Source organism: Aeromonas sp. S41-2, assembly GCF_027705845.1.
GTDB classification, from domain to species: domain Bacteria; phylum Pseudomonadota; class Gammaproteobacteria; order Enterobacterales; family Aeromonadaceae; genus Aeromonas; species Aeromonas hydrophila.
The window spans coordinates 371926-386388 of record NZ_JAPDCG010000003.1; the positions used below are offsets into that span (position 1 = coordinate 371926).

At 60.6% G+C, this 14463-nt stretch carries 13 protein-coding genes; 4 read left to right on the plus strand and 9 right to left on the minus strand.

Annotated elements, in window-relative coordinates:
* The first annotated feature begins 512 nt into the window (after window positions 1–512).
* Window positions 513–2201, plus strand: coding sequence for an ArnT family glycosyltransferase (locus OKC44_RS09650; protein ID WP_333563244.1), 1689 nt, complete (start codon window positions 513–515; stop codon window positions 2199–2201).
* A gap of 185 nt (window positions 2202–2386) precedes the next feature.
* Here the strand turns inward: OKC44_RS09650 and OKC44_RS09655 are convergent, their stop codons facing one another.
* The 4 genes from OKC44_RS09655 to OKC44_RS09670 all read right to left on the minus strand — a co-directional run bounded on the left by OKC44_RS09655 (window position 2387) and on the right by OKC44_RS09670 (window position 6621).
* On the minus strand, window positions 2387–2716 hold the full coding sequence (locus OKC44_RS09655) for a YbaB/EbfC family nucleoid-associated protein (RefSeq protein WP_011706069.1): 330 nt from the start codon (window positions 2714–2716) through the stop codon (window positions 2387–2389).
* Window positions 2717–2831: 115 nt separating this feature from the next.
* Window positions 2832–5384: a DNA polymerase III subunit gamma/tau gene (gene dnaX / locus OKC44_RS09660; RefSeq protein WP_270812500.1), complete on the minus strand. Its 2553-nt coding sequence runs from the start codon at window positions 5382–5384 to the stop codon at window positions 2832–2834.
* A 182-nt stretch (window positions 5385–5566) separates the two neighbouring features.
* Window positions 5567–6112, minus strand: a complete 546-nt coding sequence (gene apt / locus OKC44_RS09665) for an adenine phosphoribosyltransferase (RefSeq protein ID WP_016350746.1) — start codon at window positions 6110–6112, stop codon at window positions 5567–5569.
* Between the two features lie 131 nt (window positions 6113–6243).
* Window positions 6244–6621 carry a YbaN family protein gene (locus tag OKC44_RS09670; RefSeq protein WP_011706066.1) on the minus strand — a complete coding sequence of 126 codons (378 nt, stop codon included), beginning with the start codon at window positions 6619–6621 and terminating at the stop codon, window positions 6244–6246.
* 208 nt (window positions 6622–6829) lie between these two features.
* Here OKC44_RS09670 and dusC point away from each other — a divergent pair, with 208 nt between their 5' ends.
* From dusC to OKC44_RS09685, 3 genes are all read left to right on the plus strand, one after another.
* Window positions 6830–7774, plus strand: a complete 945-nt coding sequence (gene dusC, locus OKC44_RS09675; RefSeq protein WP_270812502.1) for a tRNA dihydrouridine(16) synthase DusC — start codon at window positions 6830–6832, stop codon at window positions 7772–7774.
* A gap of 97 nt (window positions 7775–7871) precedes the next feature.
* Complete coding sequence (locus OKC44_RS09680) at window positions 7872–8240, plus strand: TraR/DksA family transcriptional regulator (protein WP_073350354.1); 369 nt, start codon at window positions 7872–7874, stop codon at window positions 8238–8240.
* Between the two features lie 94 nt (window positions 8241–8334).
* Entirely contained in the window at window positions 8335–9093 is a 759-nt protein-coding gene (locus OKC44_RS09685) for a substrate-binding periplasmic protein (protein WP_017408381.1), read from the plus strand.
* Between the two features lie 47 nt (window positions 9094–9140).
* Here the strand turns inward: OKC44_RS09685 and rnd are convergent, their stop codons facing one another.
* From rnd to tsaB, 5 genes are all read right to left on the minus strand, one after another.
* The gene (rnd, locus tag OKC44_RS09690) at window positions 9141–10253 is read right to left on the minus strand and encodes a ribonuclease D (protein ID WP_270812504.1); all 1113 of its coding nucleotides are present in this window, start codon (window positions 10251–10253) and stop codon (window positions 9141–9143) included.
* A 96-nt stretch (window positions 10254–10349) separates the two neighbouring features.
* Window positions 10350–12026, minus strand: coding sequence for a long-chain-fatty-acid--CoA ligase FadD (gene fadD / locus OKC44_RS09695; protein WP_011706061.1), 1677 nt, complete (start codon window positions 12024–12026; stop codon window positions 10350–10352).
* Window positions 12027–12224: 198 nt separating this feature from the next.
* Window positions 12225–13091 (minus strand): alpha/beta fold hydrolase, encoded by an 867-nt coding sequence (locus OKC44_RS09700; RefSeq protein WP_270812505.1) that lies wholly within the window; start codon window positions 13089–13091, stop codon window positions 12225–12227.
* 8 nt (window positions 13092–13099) lie between these two features.
* Window positions 13100–13615 carry a Slp family lipoprotein gene (locus tag OKC44_RS09705; RefSeq protein WP_042067362.1) on the minus strand — a complete coding sequence of 172 codons (516 nt, stop codon included), beginning with the start codon at window positions 13613–13615 and terminating at the stop codon, window positions 13100–13102.
* A 94-nt stretch (window positions 13616–13709) separates the two neighbouring features.
* Window positions 13710–14411 (minus strand): tRNA (adenosine(37)-N6)-threonylcarbamoyltransferase complex dimerization subunit type 1 TsaB, encoded by a 702-nt coding sequence (gene tsaB / locus OKC44_RS09710; protein WP_041218112.1) that lies wholly within the window; start codon window positions 14409–14411, stop codon window positions 13710–13712.
* Between the last annotated feature and the right edge of the window lie 52 nt (window positions 14412–14463).

Here is a 14463-nt window from a genome sequence, read left to right on the forward strand (position 1 = left end):
AAGGACGCTATCACCTCACTTGCTGTTGACGTCTCCAGTCAAGCGAAGATCCCAACGCAATGCCATCTGCTCTGCCTACCTTCGCCATTCCCTCGATACCACGCGCACCTTCCATCAAGGGTTCCGCACATCGAGATCCAGAAAACCAGTATGCAAAATTAAAAGCATAACAACGTTCAGGAGTCTCAATATATGGTCAGCATATTTATTAAGGGTTCGCCAAGCACTTCAGTGATGACCAAATCAGAAGTGTAAATGAAGCCATCGAGGTATTTATTGACGAATGGTGAAACAAGACAACATGTATCACCACAATTAAGGTGAACGTCTTAAGTAATATTTGGTAACAACTTGTTCATTAGCATCCATCAGAATATGTGATACTAGATTGAACATCGATATTTTAGTGTGGTGAGCCTTTATCAATATGGATATTACCATGACCCATTTTCTGACCACGGATGTCAGTCTGTTCGTTATCAAAGCGCAGCCTTGCCTGCCGAGAGGACCTCATGCAGCCCACTAGCACAGCCCCGAATACGCATCTGTACGGATTATTGCTGATGGTGCTGGCCATCACCCTGATGGGCCAGTTTGGCCACCAGTTGTGGACCCCCGACGAGCCTCGCGAGGCGGCCATCGCCTGGGAGATGTTCACCAGCCGTGAACTGGCCATCCCGACACTGGGCGGCAGCAGCTTCATCGAAAAGCCGCCCCTCTATTACATCCTCACCATTCCCTTTCTTGCCCTGCTGCACGACAACCTCGGCATCACGGTGGCGCTGCGTCTGGTGGGGGCTCTGTGGGCCATGGCAACCCTGCTGTTCACCGGCCTGCTGGCCAGGCGGATATTGGGCTCCCGCACTGCCGCCCTCTGGTCGGTGATCGCTCTGGGTACCATGGAGGGCTTCATCATGAACAGCCACTGGATCCGGGTCGATACCAGCCTCGCCTTTTTCGTCGCCTTCACCATGTGGGCATTTGCCGAATGGTATCTGGCGGAACGCCAGCACATGCTCTGGTGTGCGGGACTTGGGCTCTCCCTCTGCTTTCTGGTCAAGGGCCCCATCGGTCCCATCACCCTCTTCTTCGGCTGGTTGGCGCTGTTTCTGCCGGCACTCAAACGCCATCTTGCACACCAGGAGGGAGGCCGCTTCGTGATACAGCATCTCGGTATGACCCTCCTGTTTGTCGCCCCCATCGCCGGCTGGCTGCTTGCCCTGTGGCAGCATCCTGAGGGGGAGTCGCTCTGGCAGCAGTGGTTCTGGCAAAATCAGGTGGGCAGGTTGACGGGCAGCTCGGCCGAACTCGGTCACATCAAGCCCGGTGAATACCTCTTTTACCTTGGCGGGCTGGCCGAATACACCCTGCCCTGGCTGCCCCTGGTGCTGCTCTGGTGCTGGCAGACCCTCAGGCAGAAGCACTGGAGCGCCTCCCGCCTGTTTCTGCTGAGCTGGGCACTTGGCACCCTGCTGCTGCTCAGCATCGCCTCCACCAAGCGAACTCTCTACCTCTTTCCACTGATGCCGGTCTTTGCCCTGATGATCGGGCAACTGAGCGTCTGCTGGCCTCGCTGGCTCAATGGTTATGGCCGTGGCTGGACCTTGTTCATGTTCCTGTTTGCACTGGCGCTCCTGATGGCCCCCTTTTATCTGCCGCTGTTGCCACTGGAAATACCCGACAAGGTGCTCAGTGTCATCAGTACGCTGGGTTGGCGGCATGTATTTGCGGCCATATTGCTTATCTTCGCAGTAGAACAGTTGTGGCGCTGGCGTGAAATACATGGCGCGACCTTGCTGGCCAGCGCAGCCGGTATTATGTTTATGCTGACGTTTATTCTTGCTTACCCCGCCATTGATGCCGCCAAGAATATGAAAGATGACACCCAACACTTCTTGTTTAAAATACCGATAGAACAACGCGACAATATTGCCGGCTGGCAATTTGGTGAAACCGAACGCGGATTATTCTCGGTATATGGCAACTGGCAAATAACCAATGTCGACAAGACCCGCCTCAATGCTATTTTGACCTGCCGGGACCCCGTCTATACCAGCCTGCTCATCAACCAGGATGACCCGCATTTCCAGCTGGCCCAACTGCTGGCAGAGCAGCCTTACCGGCTACTGGCGACAGGCCACCCCAGGGTGGACAAGGATGCCCGAGCCATCTATTGGGTGAAGGGACGCTGTCTTCCTTGATGATCCCCCTGCATGGCTGGGGTAGCGCTGCACAGCTGTGAGCCAACATGCAACCAAACAAGAGTAGCTGTCACCTTGCAAACCGGATAAAAAAACACAGCGGATACATCTCTGTATCCGCTGTGTCGTCTGGTCACACCGTCATGCGCAAGACACACGGTACGGCGCGCTCTGCCAGGCCGAGCTTAGAACGGCATTTTGAAGCCGGGGGGCAGTTGCATGCCGCCGGTCAGTTCGCCCATCTTGCTCTTGTTCTGCTCTTCCACGCGACGCACGGCATCGTTGACGGCAGCAGCCACCAGATCTTCCAGCATCTCTTTGTCATCTTCCATCAGGCTCGGGTCGATCTCGATGCGGCGCACGCTGTGGCTGCCGGCCATGGTGACCTTGACCATGCCAGCGCCGGCTTCACCGACCACTTCCATCTGGGCAAGCTGCTCTTGCATCTTCTGCATGCGCTCTTGCATCTGTTGGGCCTGTTTCATCAGGTTCCCCATTCCACCTTTACCAAACATATGTCGTCTCTCGTCTTGAAATCCGGCATCCAGCGCCGGGCCGTGGGTTTACCCGTCCTAAGTGGGGACAGCCAAACCATTTTTCAACCGGGCACCAAGCCCGGCATGGTGTTTGTCAGCGACTCAGCGGCTCTATGCTGTCGTGGTGAAGCACGGCGCCAAATCGCTGCTGCAAAAATTGCACGTTGGGATCCTGCTCCAGATCCCGGGTAACCTGCTCACGCACCCCGAGATAGAGGCGATGTTCTATATCCAGCGGCGTCTCCTGCTCAGGCACATTGCCCAGCGTGACCTCCACCTGCACCGGTTGCCCCAGCTCGGGGCCGATGATCTCGGCCAGATCGGCGCGCGCCCTGTCGCTGATCAGATGGCGCTGCTCCGGTTTGAGGGTCAACAGTACCTTGTCCCCCTGCTGGCTCATGACCGAGTTGATGGCCAGCTGACGCAGCCGACCACCGACACCGGTGCGGGCAATCAGCTCGGCCCAGGGATCGCCACAGCTGTTCAACAGGGAGGACGGGATCAATCTGGCCGCCACTTCTCCCGCTTGCGGCTGGCTGTCACCCTCCAGCTCGTCCCAGTCGATGGTCTCCATCACCGAGACAGCAGGCGCCGGCTCGCTGGCAACGACCTCGCGAGGAGCCGGCACAGGTGCCGCAACAGGCGCTGCGGTGGCCTGCCGAGGTGCACTACCCTCCAGATCCCAAGGCGGCAGATCGTCTGACTGAGGACGCGCCACGGCCGCGGGGACAGGCGCCGGTGGCGCCACCTGGGCAGTCCGCTCCGGCAGAGGGGCGCTGGCGAACGCATCGCTGAAACCTTGGCTCAAATACTCTTCGTAGTCGCTGCCGCTCTCTTCATAGGCATCGAGCGGCGGCAACTCGTCATACCCCGTCTGCGGGGCTGGCCGGGCAGACGCCTGCCCTTGCCCATCAACCCGCGCCGGTTGCGGTTCGAAAGCCGGGGATGGCGTGGCGGAAGCTGACTGTATCGCAGTTGCCGGTCTGGCGGCTGCCACCGGTTTGGCGGGAGCAGTGCGCACAGCGCTGGTCTCCACAGACGGTTCGCTGCGCAGACGACTGCGCAACAGATTGCGCTTGCCAAGCAGGCTTTGCATGCTGGAGACCGTCGAGGGAACGGCCTCTGCGTCGGCCACCACCTCGGCCTGCGGGATTGATTCGGGCTCGGGCTCGGCCATGACAGGCTCTGAGGAAGGAGCCACAGACGGCTCTGCCGGCATTTCGCCGGACGCGGCCGGCAACGTCGCCGCCTCGTAGCCCATCTGCTCGGCCTCGCGCAGCAACTCATCCTGCTCGGCAAACAGCGGATCCAGCTCGGCGCCGTTATCCTGTCTCTCCAAAGCTGGCTCGACAGTTGCTGGCTCAGCCATCACCACAGGGGCCATGGGCGCTGCAGGCGCGGCGGCGGCAAGCGCAGACGAAGCCTGTGGCGCTGCACTGGCAGCCGGGGCCGGCTCAGCCCCCTGGGGCTTTCCCGGCGCCGCTGCGCCACTTCTCGCCTCTGTCGCCAACCCTCCCATGGCGGGGGGCAGCGCCGTCAGGCTGGCGGGGTGCAGTACTTCACGCCGGGGCGAGAAGGCCAGCATCCGCAGGCAGGTCATCTCCAGCGCGGTGCGACCATCGGGGGCCCAGGGCAAGTCTTTACGGCCGCCCAGCACGATTTGATAACAGAGCTGTACCTCTTCCGGGCTCATGGCCTGGGCCAGCTGCAGCAGGGCATCAGCGTCCGCCCCCTGCTCCTGCACGGTGGCGGGCAGCAGCTGCGCCATGGCGATGCGATGGAGCAAGCCTTCCAGCTCGGCGTGCAGCTGATCAAAATCGGGGCCCAGGGTGGCGATTTCGGTGATCTTGGCCATGGTGGCCGGCGCATCCTGGCGCAGCACCGCCTCCAGCAGCTGGTGCAGATGGCGATGATCGAGCGTGCCCAGCATGGCCAGCACGCTATCGAGGCGCACGCTGCCATTGCCATGAGCCAGTGCCTGATCGGTCAGGCTCAGGGCATCGCGCATGCTGCCGTCGGCCGCCTTGGCCAGCGCCAACAGGGCGCGCGGCTCAAAGGGTTGTCCCTCCTGATCCAGCACCCATTCGAGCTGCTTGGCGATCTGGGTCTGATCCAGACTCTTCAGATGAAACTGCAGGCAGCGCGAGAGGATGGTGATCGGCAGCTTCTGCGGATCCGTGGTGGCCAGCAAGAACTTCACATAGGGGGGCGGCTCTTCCAGGGTTTTCAGCAGCGCGTTGAAGCTGTGGCGCGACAACATGTGCACTTCATCGATGAGGTAGACCTTGAAGCGGCCACGGGCCGGCCGGTACTGCACGTTGTCGAGCAGTTCGCGGGTATCTTCCACCTTGGTGCGCGACGCCGCATCGATCTCCAGCAGGTCGACGAAGTTGCCCTGATCGATCTCGCGGCAGGTGTCGCACACCCCGCACGGGTGGCTGCTGATCCCCTGCTCGCAGTTGAGGCTCTTGGCCAGGATGCGAGCGATGGTGGTCTTGCCGACCCCGCGGGTACCGCTCAGCAGATAGGCGTGATGCAGCCGTCCCTGATCCAGGGCGTTGGTCAAGGCGGTCAGCACATGATGCTGGCCTACCACTTGTTCAAACGTATGGGGGCGCCATTTACGCGCCAGAACCTGATAGCTCATAGATCTCGATGCAGGGATGACAAGGCATTGAGGCTGGATGCTAACACAAATGCGGGGCGGGCTGTATCGGCTATCGGCCAGGGCGGGAGGGATCGCTTGAATTTCAAACCGATGCCCGTACGGGCACCGGTCTGGACGCAGGCAAGGCTGACGAGACCTGCCTGCTTGGTGAGACTGAAGGCTTATTCGCCCGGCAGTTCGACCAGAGAAACCACCTTGACGCCGGCGGCAGTCAGGCGGGCATCACCACCGAGGGACGGCAGGGAGATGATGAAGGCGGCATCAACCACTTCACCGCCGGCGCGGCGAATGAGCTTGACGGTGGCATCGACGGTGCCGCCGGTGGCCAGCAGATCGTCCACGACCAGCACCTTGTCACCGGGCACGATGGCGTCGGTGTGCAGTTGCAGGGTGTCGGTGCCGTATTCGAGGGCATAGGACTCTTCGATGACGGCGCGGGGCAGCTTGCCCGGCTTGCGAACCGGCACGAAGCCCAGACCCATGGCGTAGGCAACCGGCGCGCCGAAGATGAAGCCGCGCGCTTCGGTACCGACAATCTTGGTGATCCCTTGATCACGATAGTGATTGGCCAGCAGATCGATGGTGGCCTTGAAGGCATCGGCATTCTCGATCAGGCTGGTGATGTCGCGAAACAGGATGCCCGGCTTCGGATAGTCGGGAATGGTCTTGATGCTCGCTTCGATAAATTTCAGGGTTTCCGGATTCATGGTTTGACCGTTTGTTTTTCGACGCAGATGGTCGTTTCTCTCAGCTTCCCGCCAGCGGGAAATAAAAAGGCCCGTCACGCAAAAATGACAGGCCGACTCCATAGCATTATTGCCGCAATAGCTTAGGGACTTCACTTCTCCATTGCAACTGGCTCCAGCACCGGCAGACGCATTAACCAGGTGAGCAGGATCACCATTATGGCAATGAGCAGCAGCCTGACCCACAGCAGGGGGACCACCGCCAGCGACACCGAGAAGGAGAGCAGAATGAAGAGGATGGCGCGCCGCCGCGCATGGCGGCGAATGCCGCGATACTGCTGCCAGTCGGCAATGGGCGGCCCGAACCAGGGATGGGCCAGCAGCCAGCGGTGAAAACGAGGGGACGAGCGGGCAAACAGGGCCGCCGCCAGCAACATGAAGGGCGTGGTCGGCAACAGGGGCAGCACGATGCCGATGATGCCGGTCACGAATGCCAGCCAGCCCAACCCCATCAAACACCAACGTTTCATCACAGCCCCTCTTGCATGCCCTTGCGTCATCCTAACAGGATCCGCCCCCATGTTAACAACGATTCCCATTATCACGGCAACTGATGCCCCAGATCACGGGGTTTGCGCGCCAATAATGGCCCATTCCCATGGTGTGACGGCTGACAACCCGCCCCGTTACCACTACAATCTGCGCTCTTTTTTCTCTGTTTGCCCTTCGGAACCGGTTATGCGCGTTATTTTGGCCCCCATGCAGGGGGTGCTGGATCACTTGATGCGGGAGGTGCTCACCTCCGTCAACGATTACGACCTCTGCGTCAGCGAATTCATCCGGGTGGTCGATCAGCTGCTGCCGGCCAAGGTGTTCTATCGCCTCTGCCCCGAGCTCAAACAGGACGGCAAGACCCGGGCCGGCACCCCGGTGCGGGTACAACTGCTGGGCCAGCACCCAGAATGGCTGGCCGAAAACGCGCTGCGAGCCATCGAACTCGGCTCCCCTGGCGTCGATCTCAACTTCGGCTGCCCTGCCCCCACGGTCAACAAGAGCAAGGGGGGCGCCGTGCTGCTCAAAGAGCCCGAGACCATCTATCGCATCGTCAAGGCGGTGCGCGAAGCGGTGCCTGCCCATCTGCCGGTGAGCGCCAAGATCCGCCTCGGCTACGATGACAAGGAGCTCTATCTGGAGAACGCCCAGGCCGTTCATCAAGGTGGCGCCAACGAGCTGGCCGTGCACGCCCGCACCAAACGCGAAGGCTACAAGGCGCCGGCCCACTGGGAGTATGTGGACGCCATTCGCCGTGCCCTGCCCATTCCCGTCACCGCCAACGGCGAGATCTGGGATCATGCGGATGCCCTCACCTGCGCCCAAGTCTCCGGCTGCGACACCCTGATGGTGGGCCGCGGCGCCATCTCCCTGCCCAATCTGGCCAACGTGATGAAGACCGGCTGTGCCCACATGAGCTGGGCCGAGGTGCTGCAGCTGATGGTGAGCTACACCGAGCAGGACTTGGCGAGCGAGAAGGCGGACTACTACCCGAGCCGGATCAAGCAGTGGTTCAGCTATCTCAAACGGGAGTATCCCGAGGCGGATCGGCTGTTTGGGGAAATACGGGTACTCAAGGAGACCCATCCCATCCGGGATGCCTTGCTGCAGGCGTCGAAAACTGTGATCTAACCGCCCTTTACTTGACGCATATCATCTTGATAATCCTGTCGCTTCCCTATACTGCCCCAGATTCGTAATTCGTCTGTTGGGGGCTAGTGTGTGTGAAATGACGCAAGCTCAGTTGGCCGTGTGGCGTGATCGCCTGCTGACTGACTGGGCGCAAGTAAGAGAAGAGCTGATCGGTCAGCTCAAAGCCTGTCGGCGTGACGAGTGGGCAGAAAAGGTGGATCACTGCGAGCGGGATCAACTGGTTGATCTGACCAGCCGCCTCGACTTGCCCAAGGTGGAGCAGAGCGTGGCTCGCCTCAAGCGCATCGATGCCGCCCTCTGTCAGATGGATCTGGGCCTCTATGGCCTCTGTTCCGACTGCGAGGAGCCGCTGGCCATCGAACAGCTGGAACAGGACCCGACCCTGCAACGCTGCCCACACTGCGAAGCCCGCTATCGCAAGGGATTCCACGCCCACGAACTCTGAGGGATGCACGTCCGTGCATCCTCTTCTGCGGGCTGGTCAGCCCGACATTTCTATTCAATAATCAACAACAACCACGCTGAACAGGGACATCTCCGTGTACAGAGTCTTGTTGTTATGGTGTTTGTGCTGCTCCGCCTGGGCGCAAGAGTCGTTGCTGGTAGGCTGGTCAAGCTGGCACCCGTTCAGCTTTCGCGACGAACAGCAGCAACTGCAGGGGCTGGATATCGACCTGCTGGAAGCCATCTTCAACCGGGCTGGGTTTCACGCCAACTACAGCGAGATGCCCTGGGCCCGCGTGCTGCGCGAGCTGGAATTCGGCACCATCCAACTGACCATGTCCGCCAACCAGACCGCCGAGCGCGACCTGTATGCCCGCTTTACCCTGCCCTATCGCAATGAAGAGACAGTGCTGCTCATCCGCCGCCAGGACAAGGGGCGCTGGCAGGAGATAACCCAGCTCTCCGACTTGCTCTCCCGACCGGACTTCACCATCGGCTTGCTGCGTGACTTTGATTACGGCACCGATTTTCGCACCTTCATGCAGTCACCCCAGATGCAGCAGCGACTGCTGGTCAGGCTGAAAATGGAACCACTGATCAAGCTGCTGCTGGCTGGCCGGATCCAGGGGGTTGTCATGGACCCCATGGGATTGCAGCAGCTCAATCTGGCCGGGCTCCCCCTCGATCAACTGACCACCCTGCTCGACATCCAGCAGACCCCGGTCCACCTGATGTTGAGTCGTCGCACCACCACGCCGCAGCAGCTGCAACGGCTTGATGAGGCGATCCGGACCCTCTTGCAAAGCCCTGAGTACGGGCAGATCCTGGCTCGCTACCGCTATCCGCTACAGTAACGCCGACAAAAAAAGGGGCCCCGAGGGCCCCTTTCTTTATCTTGTGATCACTGTGCCAGCAAGTGGCCAACCAGTTCATGGCGCCAGCCTTGCAGCAGCATCGGCTTGTCGGCCCGGGCGCGCTCTTCGTCGCTCATGCGCCAGCTCCAGGTGAAATACTGGTGAATGATCTTCTTGCTGGCAACCAGCTCGGGTGGAATGTTGCTGGCCTTGGCCTTCTCTTCCACCATCCCCTTGATGCGCTTGAGCTCGGCCTTGTACTGGGGGTAGTCCACCAGCCGACGAATGGGCTCGGGCCAGCTGTCGGGAGCGCTCTGCTGGGCCGCGGCCACGATATCCAGCATCCGCTTGCCGTGGATCTTGATCTCGATGGGGGCCAACCCCAGCTCGTTCAGATCGCGCAGGGAGGTGGGTCTGCGCTCCGCCACCTTGAACAGGTGCAGCTCTTTGACCACGAAGTTGAGGGCCAGATCCCGGCGCACCGCCTCCTGCTGACGCCAGGCGGCCAGCTCACGCAGGATAGCCAGCTCGCGGCGTCCCAGTTGCCAGGCATTGACGATGTCGAGATAGGCCTGGCGGGGATCGCTGGTCTGGGTCTTGCGGGCGGAGTGGTTCTGGCACTCCTGTTCGAACCAGGCGAACTTGCCGCTCTCATGCAGCTTGGCCATCACCTTCTCGTAGAGCGGCAGCAGATAAAACACGTCGGCCGCCGCGTACTCGAGCTGACGGGGCGTCAGCGGGCGCGCCAGCCAGTCGGTGCGGGCCTGATCCTTTTCCAGCTCCACCGCGAGAAACTCGTTGACCAGAGCGCCAAAACCGACCGATACCCCGTAACCCAGGAAGGCGGCTGCCAGCTGAGTGTCGTGCATCTGGTTGGGCAGATGGCCTGCCTGATGCTGAATAAGCTCCAGATCTTCACCGGAGGCGTGCAAGATGGCGATCTGCCCTGCCCGGCCGAGCCGTTGCCAGAGGGAGGAGAGATCCAGCGTCAGCGGATCCAGCAGTGCCAGATGCTCACCGTCATAGATCTGGAACAGGCCCAGCTGGGGATAGTAGGTGCGGGTGCGAACGAATTCAGTATCGATGGCCAGGGGAACGTCGGCCAGGGAGGCGAGATACTGCTCCAGTTCGGCTTGCTGTGAAATGAGTTGATAGTGCATCTGTGCCTGCGCGTTGATCAGGGCCAAAAGAAAAAACCGTGGGCTGACCCACGGTTTTGCATAACGACGGCATGCTGCTTGGCAGCGCCACGCCGGTTACTGCTTGGCAATCTCCTCGTCGCGCAGCACGCGGCGCAGGATCTTGCCCACATTGGTCTTGGGAAGTTCGTCACGAAATTCTACCAGTTTCGGTACCTTATAGGCAGTCAGATGTTTGCGGCAGTGAGCAATAATCTCGTCTTCCTGCAGCTTTGCATCTTTCTTGACCACGAAGATCTTCACCAGCTCGCCGGAGACCTTGTGTGGCACGCCGACGGCGGCCACTTCCAGCACTTTCGGGTGCAGCGCCACCACGTCTTCAATTTCGTTCGGATAGACGTTGAAGCCGGAGACCAGGATCATGTCCTTCTTGCGATCGACAATCTTGAAGAAGCCCTGCTCGTCGCACACCGCGATGTCGCCGGTACAGAGCCAGCCATCCTGCATCACCTCGGCGGTGGCTTCCGGCCGCTGCCAGTAACCGCTCATCACCTGCGGGCCGCGCACCTGCATCTCGCCGGGTTTGCCAAGCTCGTGGATCACCTGGCCTGCATCATCCACCAGCCGAATGTCGGTAGAGCAGACCGGCAGGCCGATGGAACCGTTGTAGTCGAGCAGATCATAGGGGCAGACGCTCACCAGCGGCGAACACTCGGTCAGGCCGTAGCCTTCCAGTAGCGGCGTATCGGTCAGCCCTTTCCACTGCTCGGCCACCGCCCGCTGTACCGCCATGCCACCACCTATGGTCAGCTTCAGGCGGGAGAAGTCCATCGACTGGAACTCGCCATTGTTGACCAGCGCATTGAACAGGGTGTTGACCCCGGTGATGCAGGTAAATGGGTACTTTCTGATCTCTTTGACAAAGCCCGGGATGTCGCGCGGGTTGCTGATGAGCAGGTTGTAACCGCCGATGCGCATGAACAGCAGGCAGTTCACGGTCAATGCAAACACGTGATAGAGCGGCAGCGCGGTGACCACGAACTCCTTGCCCCGTTCCAGCATGGGGCCGTATACCCCGAGGCACTGCTCGACGTTGGCGATGAGATTGCGGTGAGTCAGCATGGCCCCCTTGGAGAGGCCGGTGGTACCGCCGGTGTACTGCAGGAAGGCCAGATCGTCGTTGTTGATCTCGGGTTTGATGTACTGCAGATAGCGGCCTTTTGCCAGCGCCTGGCGCATGGTGCTGGCGTGGGGCAGATTGTATTTGGGCACCAGCTTCTTGACGTATTTCACCACGAAGTTGACCAGAGTGCCCTTGGCCAGACCCAGGTTGTCGCCCATGCGGGTCAGGATCACGTGCTTGACCGGGGTGTCGTAGACCACTTTTTCCAGGGTATGGGCAAAGTTGGAAACGATGACGATGGCCTTGGCGCCGGAGTCCTTGAGCTGATGCTCCAGCTCGCGCGGGGTGTACAGCGGGTTGACGTTGACCACTATCATGCCGGCACGCAGGATGCCGAACACCGCGATGGGGTACTGCAGCAGGTTGGGCATCATCACGGCGACCCTGTCACCCTGACTGAGCTTGAGCTCGTTTTGCAGGTAGGCGGCAAAGGCGCGGGACTGCTCTTCGAGGCGACGGTAGGTAATGGTCTGCCCCATGTTGACGAAGGCAGGCTGGTCGGCGAATTCGTTCACCGACTCTTCAAACATTTCGACCAGGGAGCTGTATTGGTCTGGATTGATCTCGGCGGGCACCCCTTCTGGATAACGCTTCAGCCAGACTTTTTCCACGAACTTCTCCTGCATAACTAGCACCTGTGCGCTCACTGTGTTGCCTCCGTCCCTGTTCACATCCATTTCAAGCAGTTGTTTTAAGCTCATACTCTAATGCCGCCCATATTTACATAGGGCAACATCAATTAACAGCAAATTAACAACGGAAAAATGTGAGGGAGAAGACAAACCTGGAATTATTGAAAGCCGTCGATTCTACCGAATTTCACAAAATTTTTCGATACAAACCGCGGTCTCTGCCGAATTTTCCATATGAAAATGGTGGTTTCCCGCCAAAACGACCCGCTCTATCTGGGCAAACGCGGCATGACGCTGTTGCCAGTGTGCCTGCAGGCTGGCAAAACCCTCTGCGCCGGCGATAAACAGCACAGGGCAGCGGATGGCCCGGATCAGCGCCAGGGCCTGCCCTTCGCTCATGCGCATGGGGGAGAGATCCCGCAAACGGGGATCGCTGCGCCAGTGCCAGCGCCCTGCCCGCGCTTCCAGCTGCCGCTCGCAGATGAGGCGTGCCGAACCCGGGTCAATGTCGGCTACCTTGCAGCGCGCCGCCACCGCTTCATCGATGGACGCAAAGCCCTGGGAGGCTCGCTCGCGGGTACGACTGCGATTCAGGATGGCGCGACGCAGCTGCTCCGGCACCGCCTCGTCGGGTTGGCTCAGAGGCCCGAGCCCCTCCAGCAGGATGAGTCGCTCCACCTGCTCAGGGAAAACCCCGGCATAGGCGGAGGCGATCAAGGCCCCGAGGGAGTGACCAAGCAGCGTGAAGGCCGTCCAGCCCGCCGCCTGAGCGATCTGGTAGAGATCGTCCAGCCAGTCGACGAAGACATAGGGCGTGCTCTTGTGATCCGAGTGACCGTGCCCCGGCAGATCGATGCAGACCAGCTGAAAGTGGGTTAGATAGGGGGCTAGGGGCACAAAGCTCGCACTGTTGTCGAGCCAGCCGTGCAGCGCAACCAGCAAGGGTTTGCTGGTCTGCTCACCCGGCACTGGCTGATTCTCAAGCAAGGCCACCCGGCGGCCATCGGCCAGGGTCAGGAAGCGCTCCTGCAGCACGTCGTTCACTCCCGGTCCTAGCGGCGCAGCGGCCGTCTCGGCCAGTAGGGATCATAGAAGGGGTCGTAGAAGTAGGGATCCACATAGCGAACCTCTACCTCCTTGACCGGCGGCCACAGCTTGCTGCCCGTCACCTTGAGCACCGAGAAACGGTATTTGTGCTCGCCTATCTGGCTGTCAAGCGGCTTGTCGATGGTGCCGAGCACCGTCAGGCTGCGCCCCTTGGCATAGAGGGTCGGGTCGACAAAGCCCTGCATGATGGCCAGAAAACGGCCCGGGCTTTGCTCGGTCTGCTCCGGCACCCCGTTGGACTTGAGCGGCAGATAGACCACCTCGATGACGCTCTGATCCGCCTTGTTGTGTACCGCCGAGATGACCCCGCTCCAGCGGGCCGGTTTGCCCTCCAGGCCGGCAAGGGCCGGCTGATAGGCCACCAGCTGGTTGGCGGGCTCATAGGCCAGCTCTTTCGGGACCGAGCTGCAGGCACCGAGCAAGAGCCCTGCGGCCCCGATCACCATTGCACGCTTCAACATGTCACGCTCCTCTGGCCGGCTGAAACCGGCAGTCAACCACCCGCAATGGGGCATGTTCCCAGCGGCGTAAGCGACATGCCTGCCACTCCCGCCCTTATTCGCGACCCGGCAGCTTCTTCCAGGTCACCTTGTCACGCAAATAGACCGGTGTCGCCTGCTCCACCGCCACCGCCTCGCCAGCCAGCCAGGCGCTGCGCGCCAGCGGCAGCATGTCCAGCGCCGCCGGGAAACGCACCTGACTCGCTACCAGCTCGTCGGCAAGACCACTCAAAATCTCGCCATAGGTCTCAAAACCGGTGCCGACGCAGGTCACTCGACCCGCCAGCTTGCCACGGACGTCAACCAGGGCCGCCGGGTCGCTCACCACCTCGTCGCCCACCAGCTGCATGCGGCCGTCGATCAGCTCATAACGACCGAAATAGACCTCGTTCATCCGCGCATCGATGGCAGTCAGCACCTGTTCGGCGCCATCCAGACGATGGGCACCTTGCGCCATGGCGGCCAGGGTGGAGATGCCGATCAGCGGCACGCCGGCCCCAAAGGCCAGGCCCTGCGCCACACCGATGCCGATGCGCACCCCGGTAAAGGAGCCGGGACCACGACCAAAGGCGATGGCATCGAGCTCATCCAAGGTTATCCCGGCGTCGTCCAACACAGCCTGAACCATGGGCAGGATCTTGCGGGTGTGATCCCGCGGCGCCTCCTCCCAGCGGGAGAACACCTGCTCCCCCACCAGCAAGGCGGCGGAGCAGGCTTCGGTGGCGGTATCAACGGCCAGGATCTTCAACTCGTTCATGCTTTCCAATCTCTATAAAATCAGTCAATTACATAATCTGCAAGCAGACAGT